We start from the raw sequence: 17,185 nt of genomic DNA on the forward strand, positions 1-17,185 counted from the left end.
GATTGACGCAGGTTCACCAGACGTGGGGAATCATCCTGAGCATTGTTTCTGGGATCATCTGCATTTACTGGGGATTGGCATACCAACGTCTTGAACGCTGAATCAGTTCCTACCTACTCCGTCCGCGAACTCAACAACGCGATCGGAGTGCTGTTGGAGCGGGGTTTTGCGCCTCGATTTGTGATCCAAGCAACAGCATCGAGGCCTCAAGTCAAAAAGGGGCATCTCTGGCTCTCCTTGACTGATGGAGATGCCAGCATCACTGCCGTGGCCTGGGCTTCAAAATTAAAACAGTTGGACTTTGTTCCTGCCGACGGCGACGGCGTCACCGTGATTGGCAGGCTCAATTTCTGGTCAGCACGAGCGAGCCTTGCTGTTCAGGTTCTCGATATGAGGCCCAGCTTAACCACCGTGTTGCGACGGTTTGAAACGGTCAAAGCACAGTTGCTCGAGGAAGGCGTCATTGATCCCGGCAGGCGTCGAAAATTGCCGGCTTACCCCAAACGATTAGCCGTCCTCACAAGCGTTCCAAGCTCAGCACTCGCAGACATGCTGCGTACCGCACAAGAGCGATGGCCTTTGAGCGAGCTTCTTGTGGTTCCGATCCCCGTCCAAGGGGAGGTCGCGCCGATCATTTGCGGGGTTCTAAGTCGCCTTGCGGAACAACATCATCAGCTCAGATTGGACGCGATCGTGCTCGCCCGCGGGGGAGGAAGCCGAGAAGATTTGATGGTCTTTGATGATGCAGACGTTTGCCGAAAGTTGGCCAAGTTCCCACTTCCGGTCGTGACTGGACTCGGGCATGAAGATGATCTCACCGTTGCGGATCTCGTGGCAGACCATCGAGCCGCAACGCCAACAGCCGCCATGGTCACACTGATGCCGAGCAAGGAGTCGGCACAACAAACCATCAGCCAAAGGCGCACACGCCTTAGCGAATACAAACGCTGGCGACTAGAGCAAGCCAGCTCACGACTAAAAGAACGACATCTCCTCCTCCATGCACTTCGACCTGCTGTGGCGCTGCAACGTCGTCGAGATCAGTGGCAACAGCGGCAACAATTGTTGCGTGCTCTTTCACCCCAACGATGGCTCAATCGGGGCTTTGCGATGCTGCACACAACGAACGGCCTACCCCTGCAAAGCATTGATGACATCAGCCTCAATGAACAGCTGCAAATCCGTCTCAAGGATGGTGTGATTCAGGCCGTCACCAAAACCATTCAAGCGAATGAAACATCTAACTCAAAGGCATCTGTATAACTGATATGCCACGCAAAAAGCCCGAACCATCAAAGACATCCGAACAAGACACTTGGAGAGAAGATGCATCGAAGCTCAGCTATGAAGAGGCCTTACAGGCTCTCGATGTACTGCTAGGCCAATTACAAGACGATTCCATTCCATTAGCGGATCTACAGAAAAATCATGCGCGTGCGACGATCTACCTCGATCGCTGCGACTTACTTCTCAGCCAGGTGGAGCAATCAGTCCGACAGCTCGATCCGAATACGATGGAAGAACGCACGCTCGACACAAGCAACAATGAATAAATCTCTCCCGTGGATTTACCTCTTGCTTGCCATCCTTGGAGCCATCCTCCCTTGGCAAGCCAATCTCGAATTCATGCAAATGAATCCTGGTGGTGGATTTGACCTCCAAAGTTTCATCCAAGATGCCAATATCAATGCAGCCTCCCGCTCTTTAAACAGGGATCTCGTGATTGCCGCATCAGCCTTCAGTATTTGGATCGTTACCGAAGGAAGAAAGCTACAGATCAAGGGTTGGTGGATCGCTTTAATCGTCAGCGTCAGCATTTCATTCGCATGTGGAGGCCCACTCTTCCTGTATTTGCGGGAACGCAAATTAATGGAAATCAATTCAAAACAAGATACAAATTGAGAGGCTAGGGATCTACATCCTCAGCTTTGATATCGATGGTGACATCACTCGCTGGCAGTGAATCATCAACGGCTTTCTCCGTTGATGCACCAGATTGTTTTGCCGGAAGAGGAGATCCGCAGGCAGGGCATTGAGCGTCTGTCGTCATCGTGCTTAAGCCACAAGCCTCACACGTCCTCACCCGGCTCTGCAACACCTTCCAACCAATCCACCCCAAACCACCGAGGACAACGGGCAAGGCAAGCAGGGTGATCAGGAGACCTCCAGCCAAATCAAGCAGAACACGGCCTGCTGCCGTAGGTAGCAGCAACAGCGCTAACAAAAGCAACCAGAGGAGTGGAGGGAAACGTCCCATCAATCAACACTCCATACGAACGATGCTCTCATAATCGCTGTTTTTTTGCATTCAGGCACGGATGGATTTATTTGGATCCCTGGCATGTCTGGCAGAGGCCTTCGCAAGTTCAACGCTCCAACATTGTCCAAAATAAATCACAACACCCACCATCCAAACCCACAAGGTGAGAACTAGGACACTGCCAATCACTCCATAGGCCTGAAAGCGAGACCCCAGAGAGAGGATGCTACGACTCACAGCAAGATTAAGAACAGTAAGCGCAAAACCAATCAATAACGAACCTGGTATAAGCGGCCTAAACGGGACTCGGCGACTTGGCAGCAAAAATTGAAGCGATAGTGCTGAAAGTGAAAACCCAAAGAATGGAACCATCAACCGACCAAATTGCAAGACTGGGATATGAGAAAGGAGAGTCCCAAGCCAAGGGATCGTCAACGACAACTCGGACAAAGCATCAGCAGGAATCATGCGGACATTGGCACTGAGCTGATCGAGAACAACCAAGAGCCCTATCAAGATCACAACAAAAAAAGCTTCAAGCCTATTCCGAAAAAACTGAACAGCTTGAAGCTTGAAAGGCAAGTTACGTTGTTGGGGTGCAATCACACCATTCCAAAGTCTTTCCGATCCACGTTGCAATGTCAGATATACATTGCTTGCAGTAAGTAACAACACACCCGCACCCAACAAACCAGCACCAAACCCCTGACGGACTAACTGCATCAGCGTGTTTTGCACAATCACAACTGCTGATGGCGGCAAGACACCACTTGCATACGCAACAATCTTGCTCTCCAAGGCATCTTGGCGCCCAAGAAACCACGAGGCAATTGATAACGAAATCAACAAAATAGGGAAGATTGACTGCAACGTGTAGTACGCGAATGCAGCACTCAGATCCACACAATCGCACTTCGCCCAACGCAAACAGGCACACCAAAGGCTACGAACCAACCTTTTCAGTGGTTTATAACTAGCCATGGCAGGTGCTGGCAGCAATTAAAACGAAACTAACAAGACAATAAGCACAAAAAAAGCCACCCCTTCAAGGGATGGCTTTCTTCGTTTGGAATGTTTTTACCTGGCATCGAGCTATTTTCTCAGGGGGCTACCCCCCAAATATCGTCGCCGCTGCTGCGTTTCACAACCGAGTTCGAGATGGATCGGAGTGGTTCCACAGCGCTATGGACACCAGGATAGAAAATTCCCAAGGTTTGACCCCTGAGAACTGCATAGCAGCATCAACTTAACTTTCGTTTTATTGATGCAATCTGAATTGAATAAAGTCTTTAAAGGCAAGAACCAAGTGTTGGTCAAGCCCTCGGTCTATTAGTACTCCTCCGCTGCATCCATTACTGAACTTCGACGTAGAGCCTATCAACGGGTGTTCTTCCCGTGACCTTACTGGGTTACCCCATGGGAATACTCATCTTGAGGTGGGCTTCCCACTTAGATGCTTTCAGCGGTTATCCACTCCGCACATGGCTACCCAGCGTTTACCGTTGGCACGATAACTGGTACACCAGAGGTGCGTTCCTCCCGGTCCTCTCGTACTAGGGAGAAATCCTCTCAATATTCCTACGCATACACCGGATATGGACCGAACTGTCTCACGACGTTCTGAACCCAGCTCGCGTACCGCTTTAATGGGCGAACAGCCCAACCCTTGGGACCGACTTCAGCCCCAGGTTGCGATGAGCCGACATCGAGGTGCCAAACCTCCCCGTCGATGTGAACTCTTGGGGGAGATCAGCCTGTTATCCCTAGAGTAACTTTTATCCGTTGAGCGACGGCCCTTCCACTCAGAACCGTCGGATCACTAAAGCCGACTTTCGTCCCTGTTCGACTTGTTGGTCTCACAGTCAAGCTTCCTTCTGCTTTTGCACTCGTCGGCTGATTTCCAACCAGCCTGAGGAAACCTTTGCGCGCCTCCGTTACCTTTTAGGAGGCGACCGCCCCAGTCAAACTGCCCACCTGATACTGTCCGCTCCCCGGATAACGGGTGAACGTTAGAACCCTAGCTCTGAAAGAGTGGTATCTCACCATTGACTCCCTAGTACCCACGAGCACTAGATCAACATCTCCCACCTATCCTGCGCATTCAGAGCCCGGGCACAATACCAAGCTACAGTAAAGCTTCATAGGGTCTTTCTGTCCGGGTGTATGTAGTCCGCATCTTCACAGACAATTCTATTTCGCCGAGCCTCTCTCCGAGACAGCGCCCTGATCGTTACGCCTTTCGTGCGGGTCGGAACTTACCCGACAAGGAATTTCGCTACCTTAGGACCGTTATAGTTACGGCCGCCGTTCACCGGGGCTTCAGTCGCCAGCTTCGCTTACGCTGACCGGCTTCCTTAACCTTCCGGCACTGGGCAGGCGTCAGCCCCCATACATCGTCTTGCGACTTAGCGGAGACCTGTGTTTTTGGTAAACAGTCGCCAGGGCCTCTTCACTGCGACCACATTGCTGTGGCACCCCTTCTCCCGAAGTTACGGGGCCATTTTGCCGAGTTCCTTAGAGAGAGTTACCTCGCGCACCTCGGTATTCTCTACCACCCCACCTGTGTCGGTTTCGGGTACTGGCAGTTATGTCTTAACGGGTATAGAGCTTTTCTTGGAAGCATGACATCACCAACTTCGCTGCCGTAGCAGCTCGTACTCACGCCTCAGCTCGGATCGTTTTCGCCGATCCTCAACGCCTCGGACGCTTGAACCAGTAACCAACATCTGGCTTGGCTAGCCTTCTCCGTCCCTCTTCCCAAAACATAACCGGTACAGGAATGTTGACCTGTTATCCATCGACTACGCCTTTCGGCCTCGCCTTAGGTCCAGACTAACCCTCCGCGGACGAGCCTGCCGGAGGAACCCTTAGGGTTTCGGTGCATGGGATTCTCACCCATGTTTTCGCTACTCAAGCCGACATTCTCACTTCTATGCAGTCCACGCCCGCTCACGCTAACGCTTCGCCCCACATAGAACGCTCCCCTACCATAAATCCGCAGCTTCGGTACAACACTTAGCCCCATTCATTTTCGGCGCAGGATCGCTCGACCAGTGAGCTATTACGCACTCCTTTGAGGATGGCTGCTTCTAGGCAAACCTCCTGGTTGTCTGGGCAATCCCACCTCCTTTATCACTTAGTGTTGATTTGGGGACCTTAGCTGGCGGTCTGGGCTGTTTCCCTCTCGACCATGGAGCTTATCCCCCACAGTCTGACTGCCTCGCTACACACAGGGTATTCAGAGTTCATCTCGATTTGGTACCGCTCTCGCAGCCCGCACCGAAATGGTGGCTTTACCCCCCTGCTGGAGCACGAGACGCTACGCCTCAACGTATTTCGGGGAGAACCAGCTAGCTCCGGGTTCGATTGGCATTTCACCCCTAACCACAGCTCATCCGCTGACTTTTCAACGTCAGTCGGTTCGGACCTCCACTTGGTATCACCCAAGCTTCATCCTGGCCATGGTTAGATCACCCGGGTTCGGGTCTATAAACACTGACAAACGCCCTATTCAGACTCGCTTTCGCTATGGCTCCACCATTTCCGGTTTAACCCGCCAGTGCCTATAAGTCGCCGGCTCATTCTTCAACAGGCACACGGTCACCCTATTAGTAGGGCTCCCATTGCTTGTAGGCTCACGGTTTCATGTTCTATTTCACTCCCCTCCCGGGGTTCTTTTCACCTTTCCCTCGCGGTACTGTTTCGCTATCGGTCACACAGGAGTACTTAGCCTTACGAGGTGGTCCTCGCTGATTCACACGGAATTCCACGTGCTCCGTGCTACTCGGGATACAGCTAGGTCAGTTCAGTTTTCGTGTACGGGGCTTTCACCCTCTGTGGCATGTCTTTCAAACACTTCCACTAACATTCCTGATCCACGTTGCTGTCCCACAACCCCAATGGTCGAAACCATTGGTTTAGGCTCTTCCCCGTTCGCTCGCCGCTACTTAGGGAGTCGTTTTTACTTTCCTTTCCTCCAGCTACTAAGATGTTTCAGTTCGCTGGGTTGGCTCGCGCCAGCCTATAGATTCAGCTGGCCGTTTTAAGGGTTGCCCCATTCGGAAATTCCCGGATCAAAGCGTGTTTCCAGCTCCCCGAGACTTATCGCAGGTAACCACGTCCTTCATCGCCTCTGTGTGCCAAGGTATCCGCCGTGAGCCCTTTGTAGCTTGACCAATGTATCTCCAACACGATTGCTGTCGTTGAAACAGATTCTTCTAACTTCTACGAATAGAAATTAAAATCAAACTCTCAAATGCTCGACACATTTGAAAGAACATGCTGGAGTCTCGGCTCTTGCTTAGAATTAACACCATCCCATCATGAATTAACATTCAAGAATGATGCATCCATAAAGATGCTTTATTCTTTCCAGACTTACTATGCAGTTGTCAAGGTTCGACCAGACATCAAAACAATGCATCGATCTCTCAATACATTGCATCGAGCCCAGCATCCTATCAATTAAATATCATGGAATCATTTCCATGCCTTAAAATGACAAGAAGCTAGGGTCATCTAGCGGACACATCTAAATCACAATCCATACGAGTTCATACTCCAGGCTTTGGAGATGGGGATTTTGGTAGTCAGTGGAGGTTAGGAGACTCGAACTCCTGACATCCTGCTTGCAAAGCAGGCGCTCTACCAACTGAGCTAAACCCCCTACACCGAATGGGCCATCCTGGACTTGAACCAGGGACCTCACCCTTATCAGGGGTGCGCTCTAACCACCTGAGCTAATGGCCCAGGAGTCTCATCCCTAATGGGTTGTGAACTAGACAAAGTTTAGGAACTAAAAATCTCCACTAAGCAGGCATCCATTGCTGGATTCTCTTAGCTTCAAAGTTGAGGTACCGATCGACCTAAGGTGACAGGATTTTGGCCTAAGAATAAATAAACTCAGACATCAAAATCGTTGTTTGTCTCCCTGTTAGGAGGTGATCCAGCCGCACCTTCCGGTACGGCTACCTTGTTACGACTTCACCCCAGTCATCAGCCCCACCTTCGACGTCCTCCTCCACAAGGGTTGGAGTAACGGCTTCGGGCATGGCCAACTTCCATGGTGTGACGGGCGGTGTGTACAAGGCCCGGGAACGTATTCACCGCAGTATGCTGACCTGCGATTACTAGCGATTCCTCCTTCACGTAGGCGAGTTGCAGCCTACGATCTGAACTGAGCTACGGTTTATGGGATTTGCTTGTCCTCGCGAACTTGCTGCCCTTTGTCCGTAGCATTGTAGTACGTGTGTAGCCCAGGATGTAAGGGGCATGATGACTTGACGTCATCCACACCTTCCTCCGGTTTATCACCGGCGGTCTCTCTAGAGTGCCCAACTAAATGCTGGCAACTAAAGACGTGGGTTGCGCTCGTTGCGGGACTTAACCCAACATCTCACGACACGAGCTGACGACAGCCATGCACCACCTGTCACTGCGTTCCCGAAGGCACTCTCAAGTTTCCAAGAGATTCGCAGGATGTCAAACCCTGGTAAGGTTCTTCGCGTTGCATCGAATTAAACCACATACTCCACCGCTTGTGCGGGCCCCCGTCAATTCCTTTGAGTTTCACACTTGCGTGCGTACTCCCCAGGCGGAACACTTAACGCGTTGGCTACGACACCGGAGGGGTCGATTCCCCCGACACCTAGTGTTCATCGTTTACGGCCAGGACTACAGGGGTATCTAATCCCTTTCGCTCCCCTGGCTTTCGTCCATGAGCGTCAGTGATGGCCCAGCAGAGCGCCTTCGCCACTGGTGTTCTTCCCGATATCTACGCATTTCACCGCTACACCGGGAATTCCCTCTGCCCCTACCACACTCTAGCCCAACAGTTTCCACTGCCATGATGGAGTTAAGCTCCACTTTTTAACAGCAGACTTGTTGGGCCGCCTGCGGACGCTTTACGCCCAATAATTCCGGATAACGCTTGCCACTCCCGTATTACCGCGGCTGCTGGCACGGAATTAGCCGTGGCTTATTCATCAAGTACCGTCAGATCTTCTTCCTTGATAAAAGAGGTTTACAGCCCAGAGGCCTTCATCCCTCACGCGGCGTTGCTCCGTCAGGCTTTCGCCCATTGCGGAAAATTCCCCACTGCTGCCTCCCGTAGGAGTCTGGGCCGTGTCTCAGTCCCAGTGTGGCTGATCATCCTCTCAGACCAGCTACTGATCGATGCCTTGGTGAGCTCTTACCTCACCAACTAGCTAATCAGACGCGGGCTCATCCTCAGGCGAAATTCATTTCACCTCTCGGCATATGGGGTATTAGCGGCCGTTTCCGGCCGTTATCCCCCTCCTGAGGGCAGATTCCCACGCGTTACTCACCCGTCCGCCACTAACCCGAAGGTTCGTTCGACTTGCATGTGTTAAGCACGCCGCCAGCGTTCATCCTGAGCCAGGATCAAACTCTCCGTTGTAGATCAACCCCTTTTGGCTTTCACCTCAGATTGACTTGCTTCACCCACTCCACAGCACTGGCGTACTGCTTGCAGTTGTCGCACCCTTCCTCTGACAGAAGGATTCACAAGAGTGCAAATTTAGAATTTCTTCCTTGTTTGACTTTCCAGGATCTCAGATCCGGTCGTTGCTCCACATTGCGCACACCGACAACCAAAAGGTTCGTGAAAACCTTCAAGTTGTAAGCACAATGCTTCTAAGCAACTAAAATTTTGTTGACGGGACCTCACACCTCTATCGCAATATCATTCAGCTCTCCTTAAAACCTTGCGGTCTTAACTCAAACTAAACGCGATAAAAGCGTCAGTTCCTAAACTTTTCGGTTGTCCAGGTTCTAGCCTTGCGTCCCCTTTCAGAGACGTGCGGCCTGCGGTCTCGCGACCGCCTTTGAAACTTACAACATCGTGGGATCGCTCCCTCAATCTCGTAAGAACCCTCAGAACACTCCAAGCTTTCGCTCTTTACGTCCCGCGGCTGCGCTTCGGAGTCTTGCTCACCTGCGCAGTACAAAACAATAACCCAATCACTGCCCTTTTTGCAACTCCAACTCAAACTTCAGCATCTCAAGACTTGAGCAGAGACTCGCCCCAGGGCGCCAAGCGTTCCAGCTGCTTCCGAGAGCCCGCAGCCACCACAGGGAAGCCCATCTCCGAAAGATCAAGACCTGGTTCCAAATGAGCGGGGTGAGGGCCCAGCCAAATCAACGGGCAATCCAATTCAGTGAGCACGAGCCAAGCTGCTGCTATGTCCCAAATTTTCGGAGTGGCCTCGAGCGCACCTGCGGTTTGCCCCATCGCCACACTGACCAAATTGAGGCTTGCTACACCCAGAAGACGAATTTTTCCAGGAAAGGACTGATCGGGCCTTTTTTGGAGAACACGAATCGATCGACTGCAAAGCGATACGCAAGAGCTTCCAGCCGCAACCCTGCTCTCAGGAGTCAAACGTTTTTGATTCCGCCAAGCCCCTTGTCCTCGAATCGCAACGATCCGCTGGCGCAAAGATGGGATGTCGAGAAACGCCTCCGATGGCTCTCCGCCCACAAATCTTGCAATCGAAATAGCCCAGTAGGGAATCCCAGCAGCAAAATTGGTGGTGCCATCCAAGGGATCAACCACCCAGTACGCAGGAGTCGTCGGACATTGCTGACTTCCCTCTTCGCTTAGGACCCCCTCGCCAGGGACAATCTCCGCTAGTCCCTCAACAAAGGCAGCGTCACTCCATCGATCACAGGCAGTGATCAGACTGCCGTCGGGTTTGACATCAGACACGATGTGGCCAAAATCATTGCGCTGACGTTCAGCAACCTGATCGATCAGGCGATGCACTCTCTGCAGTTGTTGGGGAGTAAGAGGGTCGGGCACCCCAATCAGCCTTGAAGGACAGGAACAGGAGCTTCACAAGCAGGACGATTGGGTTGAGGCTCAATCGGAATATCAAGATCTATCTGATTTGGCTTTCTAGCCGGCAAATTCAAAGCTGAGCAAGACAGAACTTGGTCAAGCCCAGTACGACGACGCAGTTCAGCAATACTGATGTTGTAGTCCGTGATCGCGTTGGCGTATCGGACCTCGGCATTTGTGAGATCACGCTGAGTATCCACAACTTCTCTCTGAGTGGTTACACCAGCTTGGAAGCGGAGGCGAGCTAGTCGAAGCGATTCAGTTGAGGAGAGAACTTCTGTGGAAGTGGTGTGAATGTTTTGGGAAGCTTCGCGAAGGTTATAAAAACTTTCTTCCACTTCAGACCGGATGCGATCGCGCTCAGAGGCAAAGTTAAATTTGCTCTCTTCAGCACGCTGTTTATTTTGGCGGTATTGGGCACGGGCACGCCCACCGTCAAAGATGGCCCAACTTGCATTGAGTCCGATTGCGTTGCTGACATTCCAGTTGTAATCAGCCATATCGATGGAGCCAGTTCGGTTGGCTTGGCCTTGATTCTTGCTCGTACTGAAATTATTAAAAATGCTCAATACCGGTTGAACAGCAGCTAGAGCAGCATTGGCGTTGCTGTTATTAATTGAGATATCGAGGATGAATTGATCCAGTTCTTCCCGAAACGCATAGGCCGCGATAATGCTTTCTTGAAGTGATGGTTGCCAAATCCCGAGTACGCGAGAGGGATTCGCCGCAGTGGGGGTGACATCTTGTGGAAGATCGAGAAGAGCCGCCAAGGATCTGCGAGCTCGGGCCTGCCCCCCAAGACCGTCTGTAAGGACTTGGCGGTCTCTAGACAATTGTGTTTGAGCTTCTAATACCTCTAATTTAGTTGCGACTCCAGCCTGATAACGCGCACGAGCATCGCGCAAGCTCAAAAGCGAGGCACGCACTGACTCCTGGCCAATCCTGACCTGTTCATCTTGACGCTGAAGCTGAAAATAACTTGTCGAGGATTGCAGCCTCAGCTCTCTCAACGCAATCAGGTAGGCGTCACTGGCCTTCTCAAAGTTGTCACGTGCAGCTGAAATTTGAGGAACACGCGCAGGATCGATCAAGTTCCACTGCGCCTGGACAGAAAAATTGGCTGACCAGCGACTTGTGTAGGTGTTGGGTTGTCGTATCGGATCCCCAGTTTCGGGGTTAACGGAATTTGCACCAATGAAAGCTGGATTTCGATATTGCTCACCCTCCAGGTATTGAGGCAGTCCATTAGCTGTGAGGTTCACCGTGGGATACCACGCTGAAATTGCAGCGAGCACTGCAGATTTGGCCTGTTCAACCTGACTTGAAGCAGCCTTCAAGCTGGGGTTATTCACTTCAACAAGTTGTTCAACCTCAGCAAGTGTTAGCGGACGAAGTTCGCGGATCGTGACTTGAGAAGGAAGATCGGGTAAGGCGAGGCTGTCCGGTGACTTAAACGCATCCAAATCCTCAGGAAGGGTTGTAGCCGCGGGCGCCATGACAGAAGAATCAGCCTTCGGCCGTGATCCTTTGAGTTCAATGGCATTAGGAAGCGTCGACTGATCCATGAGTGAGGATTCAGGGGAGGGGGACGCACCCTCGACAGACTGAGCGAGGGCAGGCGAAGCCGCCAATACAGGCATACAACCTGCAACTAAAAAAATATGAGCAGCTGTCCGAAGCACAACAAAACTAAAACTCCTCGGAGCTTAAGTGCTTTTCTCGAGGGAATCGAGTGCAGAGGCCACGATCTCAGCTGCTCCATGCACGATTCGGATCGGAACCGGCAAACTCGCCCTCAATTGATCCAACGTCATGTCGTCCAAAAACACAGGATCGTCTTGGCGGAGCATGACGGAAGGCAGCAAAAGCTGATCACCAAGGTCCTGATCCAGCAGACCATCAAGGAGGTCTTGTCCCGTTAGCAAGCCAGTAACAACTTGATCTTGCCCCCAGTAAGGGCTTGGGAGGCCATGCAAACTGAGCTGAACTCCCTCCACCGCATTAAGCCTCTGCAGTACAGGCTCCAGGGCATTGGCAACCAAGCGTCCAACCACCCAGCTGCTCTTCACTGGTTTCTCAACAGACTGGGGGAGATTGGTTGTGGCTTCATCCAACGCAGCGAGGAATGCCCGGATACTTCCAACCCCATTTTCCTGCTGTGGAAAGTCTTCGTAACTCGCGCGCGAGGGCAACGACAAGCCAGCAATCAGATACCACTCATCTGAAAGCCAGGCAAAATTGCTCTCGAATCTGGTCTGAAACTCTTTCTGAAGAGGTTCCACCGCGGCAATCACCTTTCTGGCATCAATGGGATTCACCGCTCGCAGACCATCAGATGCTGGCCTGAACCGGGTCAGGCCCACAGGAACTACTGCGACAGAGAGCACTGCCGGCCACTCACCGCCTCCAAATTGAGCCAAATCCTGAATAGTGCGTAGCAACGCCGCTCCATCGTTTTGATCAGGACAGACCACCACCTGCGCGTGGATCTGAAGATCACGTTCAGAGAACCAGGCCAGCTGCTGCAGGAGCTGACCTGCTCGTGGATTCTGCAAAAGGCTCGAGCGCAGATCGGGATCAGTGGCATGGACAGAAACAAATAAGGGAGACAGACGCTGTTGTTCGATCCTTTGCCAATCGGCATCACTGAGATTCGTCAGGGTGAGATAGGAGCCGTAAAGAAAACTCAAGCGATAGTCGTCGTCCTTGAGGTAAAGGCTGCTGCGATGGCCGGGTGGTTGCTGATCGATAAAGCAGAACGCACAGGCATTGCTGCACTGACGCAAGCCATCGAACAATGCTTCTGTGAAGGCCAAACCCAGGCCGTCGTCCTCATCCTTTTCCAGATCCACCTGATGGAGCACCCCTGCTGCATCGCGAATCTCTAAGTGCAACTCCTCCTCAACGATCAAATAGCGGTAATCGATCAGATCTCGCGGACGGACACCATTGATGCTCAACAACTGATCCCCGGGCTCAAAGCCAAGGTCCTCTCCAATCGATCCCGGCTCGACCGATGCCACCACAGCCGGTGCGGGCTGGCGGGAGGCACGATCTGGGTCAAGAGCCGCAACAGCCACACCGGCAGAAGGTTCATTCCACACGGAGCTGTCGGTCAACTCCGTTCAGTTTGATGCCGAACCAGACCACCAGACCAGAAGGAGCACACCAAAGAGCAACCTGTACACAACAAAAATCCAGGTGCTGTGGCTCTGGAGATACTTGATCAGCCAGTCGATGGCCAGCCATGACACCACTGCGGCAGAACAGATCCCCACAAAAACAGGCAACACTCCCCCCACGCTGGGCTCTGAAAAGGCATCCTTCAATTCCACCAATCCTGCGATCGTGATTGCAGGAATCCCTAACAAAAAGGAGAAGCGAGCGGCATCCGCCCTCTTCCATCCATCAAACAGTGATGCCGTCAGCGTGCTTCCAGAGCGAGAAACACCTGGAATCAAAGCTAGGACTTGAGCTAAGCCAACCACCAGACCATCGCGTCCTTCCACCTGAGTGAGCTGCTTCAAGCGCGGCCCCATGCGTTCAGCGAGACCCAACAGAAGCGCCATCACGATCGAGACCACAGCAATGGCAGGGACACTTCGCAAAGGCGAGGTTGCATAGCCAGGCCAAAACAACTTGATGCATAAACCAGCAATCAAAATGGGTACGGTGCCGATCGCCATCGCAATCCCAAGCCGGGCCTCAGGCTCACGCCATTGACCGCGCCTGAACGCTCCACTGATGCCTTTGAGCACTCCCGCCAAATCAGCGCGGAAATAGGCAATAACAGCCACGATGCTGCCGAGTTGAATCACCGCGGTTACCGAGACGCCAGGGTCGCCCCACCCGGCAAGCACAGGAACAACCTTGAGGTGGGCCGTGCTGCTAATCGGCAAAAATTCCGTGAGGCCCTGCACAACACCGAGCACAAAATCACGCCAGCAAGCTTCAAGCAGTCCGGGATCTGTCGTCAAAGCGCTCTGCTAAGAGGGGCCAATACGACTATGCGCCACTGACTTCCTGAATCAGATCCCGACGATGGGTTCAAATCTTCTAATCTTCGAGTCCTTTCGTTACCTCATCCGGGGAAGCCCTTTTGCTGAGTGGTCTGATTCAGACGCCATCAACAGAGACGAAGACCCTGGAGATGTCCCAGGGTCCAACGTTTTTGTTTCCTCGCTCGCTGTCCTTATGGGCAGGCGCTTTGGTTGTTCTACCAGTCTTTCTTCAGGCGCCCTGGGTGCGAGTTCACCCTTTTAGTTCTTGTCTGTTCACCGCAATTCTCCTGACAACAGGGATCGTGGCGGTACAGCTTGGCAATACATCTTGGAAGCAATCCGGAACCCTGCTGGTTGGATTCAGTGGGAGTTGGCTTGCTGGCTCGCTGTTTTGGGGATGGCTGCGCATGCATCCGGTTTTGCATATCCCTGTGGAGGCCATTGCCCTACCGCTAGCCATTGGCGGGCTTAACAGTCGCTGGAAGTTGAGCTGCTCTTTTTATCTAGCTTCACTTCTAGGCACAGCCATCACTGACATCACAATGGCTCTGACCGGGGTGATGTCGTTTTGGCCAGAAGTTGTTAATGCCGCATCGAACGAGGCCCCTCATCTCCTCAACGCAGCAGCAAAGTTGGTTTTGCAACCAACGTCTCTCTTGATCCTTGTTTCAGCTGCAGGGCTTGTTCTGTGGTTGGCAAAGCAGTTTTGGACCCAAGCAGCAAGGCCTTCAGAGCAGCAAGAGGCCTGGAGCGTTGCAGCGGCTGTCCTCTCCACCACCATCTTGATCGATGCATTGTTTCTTGTGCTCTCCCTGTCAGTTCCAAGTCTGAGCGGTCTGATCTGAAACGAACTGCGAACGCCTGACAGTGCTGAGGCAGCAAAAGGGTTCTGCACTTGTAAGGTTTCCGTACCGGCGCTGCCGGAAGTTCAGTTCCGAATCCCGACGGAGAGTTCAGATGAAGCGCCTGTTGTCCTGGCTGACGGGCTTGGTAGTGATCGGTGGCCTATTGATAGGCCTTCTCGTTCCCCCCAGTGTTTCTGCCGCTGAGATCAGAAATGTCGCAGACGACAAACTCGCCGAACGCGGCGACAAGGTTGATTTAAACAATTCCTCGGTGCGTCGCTTTCAGCAATTCCCTGGGATGTACCCCACGTTCGCGGGAAAGATTGTTCTCGGTGGTCCCTACGAGAACGTCGATGACGTTCTCGATCTCGACCTTTCAGAACGTCAGAAAGAATTGTTTGAGAAATACCGCGACAATTTCGTGGTCACAGCTCCATCGATTGCTCTCAACGAAGGCTTCGATCGCATCAACGACGGTCAGTACCGTTGACATTGACCCAAGCTTGAACCGCCAGGAGCACTGGCGGTTTTTGCTCCCATGAGCAGCCACGCAACCTCTATCGATCCGATTGCGCCTGGACCCTGGGATGTGATCGTGATTGGCGCCGGTGCTGCCGGACTGATGACATGTTTAGAGCTTCCAGCGGGTCTGCGCGTTCTGCTCCTCAATCGAAACACGAGCAGGCGATCGTCTAGTCGCTGGGCTCAAGGAGGAATCGCAGCCGTCACCCGTTCCAACGACAACGCTGGAAGCCACGGCGAAGACACAGTGCAAGCAGGAGCTGGGCTGTGTGATGGCGATGCCGTGCGTCTTCTGGTTGATGAAGCTCCGCAATGCGTGCTCAGACTTCAAGAGGTCGGCATGGAGTTTGATCGCAACCCGGATGGGTCACTCGCGACCACCCTCGAGGCAGCCCATAGTCATCGAAGGGTTCTCCACGTGCAAGACCGCACAGGCAAAGCCTTGGTGGATGTCTTGAGAGACCGGGTGGATGCTCGTCCTGGTTTGCAACATCGCCGTGGCGTTCGGGTGACCCAGCTGTGGGTGCAAAACAATCGCTGCTGTGGCGTCCAAGTCCTAGAAGGCCCGCGGCTTCACTGGATTCCGGCCCGTGCAGTGGTGTTAGCCACCGGAGGTGGAGGCCACCTTTACACCAACACCACCAACCCAGCACAAGCCTGCGGCGAAGGTGTAGCGCTGGCTTGGCAAGCCGGAGCCGCAATCGAAGATCTGGAATTCATTCAGTTCCATCCCACAGCCCTCAAGCTTGAGCATGCACCTTGCTTCTTGATCTCTGAGGCCGTCCGCGGTGAGGGCGCTCTCCTCGTCGACGCCTTGGGGCAAAGCCCCGTCCATGAACTAGTAGGGAAAGACTTAGCCCCAAGAGATCAAGTCAGTCGCGCTCTTGTTCGTTGCATGCAGGCCCAAGGGGTCGCGCATATGGGGCTGGACCTCACCCCCATCAACACTGAGACGTTGCTGCGGCGCTTTCCCACCATCCTGGAACGCTGCCACAGCTTTGGGATTAACCCAGAACAACAGCCAATTCCAGTGGCTCCCGCAGCCCACTATTGGATGGGAGGTGTTGCCACCAACTTGAAAGCTGCTACCAGCCTGCCTGGCCTCTACGCCGTTGGTGAAGTGGCCTGCACCGGATTGCATGGAGCCAATCGACTCGCCAGCAACTCATTGATGGAATGCCTGGTGTTCGCAAGGCAACTACGTGACATCGACCTTGGCAATCCACTCCCTAAAACAACCACAACGGAACGACAAAGGAAAGCAACTTCAAACAACGATCACGATCATGGAGCGTTCAGCAAACAAGAACTCACCCAATCCATCCAGTGGCTGAGATCAGAATGCTGGCGGGTCGCGGGCGTTGATCGATCAGCCCAAGGCATGCAAGACGTGTTGAAAACACTGCAGAAAGCCACGCCACTCCTCGAAGCGATGACTCCCCTCAAGCTGATGCAGCAACAACATCCTGAGCTGAGCACCCTTCTCGATGAAAGCAGGCGTGCGGAGCTAAACCTGATGTTGGATCTTCTTCATCGCCAGCAATCGAGTTCATTGCTACTGGAAGCTTGTTTGTTCCGGAAAGAAAGCAGGGGTGGACATTTCCGTAACGACACCCCTGCTCCTATGCCTCAATGGTGCCGTCATAGCCGCCAAGTGAAAGGCCAGGCCATCGGGACGAGAGCTGTGACCTCTTAA

Annotated in this window: 12 protein-coding genes, 2 tRNA genes and 3 rRNA genes; 6 read left to right on the top strand and 11 right to left on the bottom strand. The window is 52.9% G+C overall.

The features are described from left to right. Nucleotides 1-90: 90 nt before the first annotated feature. Genes xseA through SynSYN20_RS12590 form a run of 3 tightly spaced genes read left to right on the top strand, consistent with a single transcriptional unit; the run spans nt 91 to nt 1,902 of the window. Entirely contained in the window at nt 91-1,263 is a 1,173-nt protein-coding gene (gene xseA, locus SynSYN20_RS12580; RefSeq protein WP_186523937.1) for an exodeoxyribonuclease VII large subunit, read from the top strand. Nucleotides 1,264-1,268: 5 nt separating this feature from the next. Continuing rightward, complete coding sequence (gene xseB / locus SynSYN20_RS12585; RefSeq protein ID WP_186523938.1) at nt 1,269-1,553, top strand: exodeoxyribonuclease VII small subunit; 285 nt, start codon at nt 1,269-1,271, stop codon at nt 1,551-1,553. Continuing rightward, on the top strand, nt 1,546-1,902 hold the full coding sequence (locus SynSYN20_RS12590) for a DUF2834 domain-containing protein (protein WP_186523939.1): 357 nt from the start codon (nt 1,546-1,548) through the stop codon (nt 1,900-1,902). The genes xseB and SynSYN20_RS12590 overlap by 8 nt, the downstream gene beginning before the upstream one ends. 4 nt (nt 1,903-1,906) lie before the next feature. Here SynSYN20_RS12590 and SynSYN20_RS12595 read toward each other — a convergent pair whose 3' ends face one another. The 11 genes from SynSYN20_RS12595 to SynSYN20_RS12645 form a co-directional block, all read right to left on the bottom strand. Beyond that, nucleotides 1,907-2,257: a hypothetical protein gene (locus SynSYN20_RS12595; RefSeq protein ID WP_186523940.1), complete on the bottom strand. Its 351-nt coding sequence runs from the start codon at nt 2,255-2,257 to the stop codon at nt 1,907-1,909. Between the two features lie 51 nt (nt 2,258-2,308). Next, a complete protein-coding gene (locus tag SynSYN20_RS12600) occupies nt 2,309-3,241 on the bottom strand; it encodes a YihY/virulence factor BrkB family protein (protein WP_186523941.1) in 933 nt (310 codons plus the stop codon). 98 nt (nt 3,242-3,339) lie between these two features. Further along, a 5S ribosomal RNA gene (gene rrf / locus SynSYN20_RS12605) occupies nt 3,340-3,456 on the bottom strand. A gap of 113 nt (nt 3,457-3,569) precedes the next feature. After that, nucleotides 3,570-6,435 (bottom strand): 23S ribosomal RNA (locus SynSYN20_RS12610). A gap of 418 nt (nt 6,436-6,853) precedes the next feature. Beyond that, nucleotides 6,854-6,926: transfer RNA gene (locus SynSYN20_RS12615), tRNA-Ala, on the bottom strand. A gap of 9 nt (nt 6,927-6,935) precedes the next feature. Continuing rightward, a tRNA-Ile gene (locus SynSYN20_RS12620) sits at nt 6,936-7,009 on the bottom strand. 184 nt (nt 7,010-7,193) lie between these two features. Further along, nucleotides 7,194-8,678 (bottom strand): 16S ribosomal RNA (locus SynSYN20_RS12625). Together the 16S, 23S and 5S rRNA genes with 2 tRNA genes alongside form the textbook arrangement of a ribosomal RNA operon. A 603-nt stretch (nt 8,679-9,281) precedes the next feature. Continuing rightward, nucleotides 9,282-10,082, bottom strand: coding sequence for an inositol monophosphatase family protein (locus tag SynSYN20_RS12630; protein ID WP_186523942.1), 801 nt, complete (start codon nt 10,080-10,082; stop codon nt 9,282-9,284). A gap of 5 nt (nt 10,083-10,087) precedes the next feature. Further along, nucleotides 10,088-11,761, bottom strand: coding sequence for a TolC family protein (locus SynSYN20_RS12635; RefSeq protein WP_186523943.1), 1,674 nt, complete (start codon nt 11,759-11,761; stop codon nt 10,088-10,090). A gap of 66 nt (nt 11,762-11,827) precedes the next feature. After that, nucleotides 11,828-13,225, bottom strand: coding sequence for a TIGR03279 family radical SAM protein (locus SynSYN20_RS12640; RefSeq protein ID WP_186525646.1), 1,398 nt, complete (start codon nt 13,223-13,225; stop codon nt 11,828-11,830). Between the two features lie 21 nt (nt 13,226-13,246). Next, nucleotides 13,247-14,098, bottom strand: a complete 852-nt coding sequence (locus SynSYN20_RS12645) for an undecaprenyl-diphosphate phosphatase (protein ID WP_186523944.1) — start codon at nt 14,096-14,098, stop codon at nt 13,247-13,249. 173 nt (nt 14,099-14,271) lie between these two features. Here SynSYN20_RS12645 and SynSYN20_RS12650 point away from each other — a divergent pair, with 173 nt between their 5' ends. The 3 genes from SynSYN20_RS12650 to nadB all read left to right on the top strand — a co-directional run bounded on the left by SynSYN20_RS12650 (nt 14,272) and on the right by nadB (nt 17,185). Beyond that, entirely contained in the window at nt 14,272-14,967 is a 696-nt protein-coding gene (locus SynSYN20_RS12650) for a DUF3120 domain-containing protein (RefSeq protein WP_186523945.1), read from the top strand. A 112-nt stretch (nt 14,968-15,079) separates the two neighbouring features. Further along, nucleotides 15,080-15,457 carry a photosystem II complex extrinsic protein PsbU gene (psbU, locus tag SynSYN20_RS12655; protein ID WP_186523946.1) on the top strand — a complete coding sequence of 126 codons (378 nt, stop codon included), beginning with the start codon at nt 15,080-15,082 and terminating at the stop codon, nt 15,455-15,457. A gap of 48 nt (nt 15,458-15,505) precedes the next feature. Next, entirely contained in the window at nt 15,506-17,185 is a 1,680-nt protein-coding gene (gene nadB, locus SynSYN20_RS12660) for an L-aspartate oxidase (RefSeq protein WP_186523947.1), read from the top strand.

The sequence above is a fragment of the Synechococcus sp. SYN20 genome (assembly GCF_014279555.1).
Lineage (GTDB): Bacteria > Cyanobacteriota > Cyanobacteriia > PCC-6307 > Cyanobiaceae > Synechococcus_C.

Excerpts from the sequence above, each read along its gene's own strand:
- SynSYN20_RS12590 (WP_186523939.1), top strand. The coding sequence starts at position 1,546 with ATGAATAAATCTCTCCCGTGGATTTACCTCTTGCTTGCCATCCTTGGA.
- psbU (WP_186523946.1), top strand. The coding sequence starts at position 15,080 with ATGAAGCGCCTGTTGTCCTGGCTGACGGGCTTGGTAGTGATCGGTGGC.
- SynSYN20_RS12635 (WP_186523943.1), bottom strand. The coding sequence starts at position 11,761 with ATGCCTGTATTGGCGGCTTCGCCTGCCCTCGCTCAGTCTGTCGAGGGT.
- nadB (WP_186523947.1), top strand. The coding sequence starts at position 15,506 with ATGAGCAGCCACGCAACCTCTATCGATCCGATTGCGCCTGGACCCTGG.
- xseB (WP_186523938.1), top strand. The coding sequence starts at position 1,269 with ATGCCACGCAAAAAGCCCGAACCATCAAAGACATCCGAACAAGACACT.
- SynSYN20_RS12600 (WP_186523941.1), bottom strand. The coding sequence starts at position 3,241 with ATGGCTAGTTATAAACCACTGAAAAGGTTGGTTCGTAGCCTTTGGTGT.
- SynSYN20_RS12595 (WP_186523940.1), bottom strand. The coding sequence starts at position 2,257 with ATGGGACGTTTCCCTCCACTCCTCTGGTTGCTTTTGTTAGCGCTGTTG.
- SynSYN20_RS12650 (WP_186523945.1), top strand. The coding sequence starts at position 14,272 with ATGTCCCAGGGTCCAACGTTTTTGTTTCCTCGCTCGCTGTCCTTATGG.